The organism is Flavobacteriales bacterium, assembly GCA_013214975.1.
GTDB lineage: Bacteria > Bacteroidota > Bacteroidia > DT-38 > DT-38 > DT-38.
The window spans coordinates 1-2,784 of the sequence record JABSPR010000214.1; the positions used below are offsets into that span (position 1 = coordinate 1).

Annotated in this window: 3 protein-coding genes; all 3 read right to left on the reverse strand. The window is 36.9% G+C overall.

The features are described from left to right. The coding region (locus tag HRT72_07300) for an endonuclease (GenBank protein NQY67511.1) at positions 1-440 on the reverse strand (440 nt) is incomplete at its 3' end. 372 nt (positions 441-812) lie between these two features. Beyond that, positions 813-1,445 carry a hypothetical protein gene (locus HRT72_07305; protein ID NQY67512.1) on the reverse strand — a complete coding sequence of 211 codons (633 nt, stop codon included), beginning with the start codon at positions 1,443-1,445 and terminating at the stop codon, positions 813-815. Between the two features lie 580 nt (positions 1,446-2,025). Further along, on the reverse strand, positions 2,026-2,784 hold a 759-nt coding region (locus HRT72_07310), incomplete at its 5' end, for a sulfatase-like hydrolase/transferase (protein NQY67513.1).

Genomic DNA, 2,784 nt, shown 5'->3' on the forward strand with positions numbered 1-2,784 from the left:
ATATCACGAAACCTAGCCCAACTACAAATACGGGCATGTGTGGCCCCATCACCCATAGAGCCAGGAACATCAGGAGTACCCGATAACCAAAAATTGCCCGTGGCCAGAACTTCGTATTTATCCTTAAGATAATGGATAGCGGAATACTCACCATCGGTGAGACTGTCTTTACGGCCCACACCAATTTCACCATACATTGGCATGGCAGCTTGCATATCATCAAGTTGGTAACGAAAGCCCTCTTGAGTACCCACAATGTCTGGAGTGTAGTTATTGAAGATGGCGTAGACGTTTTCTTTTCGTGATTCCCAACCCTGTAGTCCATCATCAACATTGTTGCCGTTTTTGATGTTGAAGGACATGATTTTTAAGTCGTAGGCGTGAACACTTGCCGTTCCCAAAAGAAGACTCAACATTAACAAACGAAAAAAGTAACTCATCCCAATACCCCTGGTTGATTGATTTCTATAATATAGCCTTAAACCTTAAGGGAAGTGAGACGATTTATCTGAATTTAGTATGAATTGGATGTAAAATACAGACATTGCCATGTAAAATTTGGGCTTTGCATAACTGCCACGAGAAACTAAAGTTTCAAGTGTTCGTAATAACATAATTAACATAATAAAAGAAAAAATTGTTTTTTTAAAGAGGATTTTCAGGGGGTTTTACAGAATACTAAGTTGGGTGGCAAGAAGGGGGTTTCAATACAACCCCCACTCTTCATATTCTGTTTACATACATGGATGCTAAGTAACGGTCGCCCTCGAGGCCTCTTCTCTAAGGATAAGCGGTAAATTTAAATTACGCGGCTATATTTTATAACTGATTAGCATTTTACCCATAACATCAAACCTGGTAGACTTTTTAAGGGCATCATTGATAATGATTCGGGTACCCAGTACTGGAGACAAACTAAAACCGTAAAGGGAAGGTGAGTTTAATCCGATAAATAAAGGAACGGCAAAATTATAAGGCTCGAATTCAATTCCTTCGAACTCACCAAATCTATTAATAGGATGAGCACTAATAGTAAAATCTCTAATCGACAGCTCGATTCCCGTTCCACAAGAGAGATATTCATTTATTATAAAATCGGAGTTTATAGCAATTGTATATCGATCCTCCCCGCTTATCCATATGTGAACAAAATCGGCTATTTCAGCAGGAACAAACAAATTTTCATAATTCCAATACAAAAGTTCTAGAGTCATTTTGTAAGACCTTGAAAACCTATAAGCATAATTAGGACCAATACCATTTTTGTAATCAAAACTAACACCTACGTTATGCGTTTTTAATTTAGTAGGAGCCTTTAGGTTGTCTTCTAATGATTTGTCGGATTTTACACCTATTGTAGGGGAATAACCTGCAGATACAGAACAAATACAAAATAATATTAAGGGGACAGTAATGAATTTTAATTTTACTAGTGTGTTTTCCAAAACCAACAGATTATTACGCATGAAAATAACCTCTCTTTATTTATTTAATTTCTAATTAATAAATTTTATTAAAGCAGAACCATCATCTGTTATCATTAACAAATTACTCTCGTAATAAATATTGATAGTATATAATTTATTTTATGTAATCAAAACAGGGCAAGTGATTAATAATAACCGAACCTGTAATTAAAGAGAATATCCCTTAAATTTTAAAGCTTTTAAAGGACGACCTAGGATGTCAAAAGGTGGGTTTTCATCACGATCAACCCTTATGTACTTAGGCTTTTGCGTATGTGTGGTAACATTAAAATCAACATCAAACCAGTTAAACTTAACTAAGGTATATTCTGTTCTTGAAGAACTAAGACCACCAAACAAATCTACTAAATTTATTATCAGTTCCTATAAAATAGACAGTCCCCAGATAGCGAAAAACAAACATAACTATCTAAAAATGGATGTAATGAGACCAATTACGTATGTCAATTTATTTTGTCCTTGAAAAAGGTTGTCAAGGTATAAAATAGACTGTATTGAAATACCGAATCCTGAGGAGTATGTCACCTAAGAAAGACACTCAAATCCTGGAGATTTTTCGAACGACTCTTTTATTGATACTTATGAAATAGACACCCTTTGAGAGGTTTGTGGGAAAGTAATACTCCCCATTCACATTACCCTGTAACAGAACACTCTTTCCCTGAATGTTAGTGAGACTAACCTGGATCTTTACCCCAACAGCTTCAGAAAGGATTAGACCTGTTTTAGTAAGAGTAATTGTGGGAAGGCTTTGTTGTGAATTCATGATCCCTTTTTGAGTGGCAGTGGGGATCAGGGTTTTACAAAAAATTTGATCCCTAACAGTGGCTTTTGAATCAAACTCAACATAATTCGTATCCATACAGCCAATACCCTGAATAGGCTTGCCGATATCTTCAACGGTGAAATCATAACTCCACTGATCGTACAAACCTCTAAGTTCCGTTTCCATGGAAGCATTGCTAATAGGATTCAATTCAGGCTCATCCCCTGTTATATCATACAATACATCGTTATACAATTTTTTACCGTCCTTTATCACAGCCCATAAATCCTGAAACTGCCTGTACATCACCCTACCTTCATTAGAAATATTATCCTTCATTATAGGCCACAAACTTTCACCTTCTATAATCCGATCCGTAGGCATGGGCGTACCAGTAGCCTCCAGTATAGTGGGAAAGAAGTCTTCAACCCCCACCATTTGATTACGGACCTCACCTGCAGGGATTTGTCCGGGAAAGCTCACGATAAAGGGCACACGAATACCGCCCTCGAAAAGAATCCTTTTTTGACC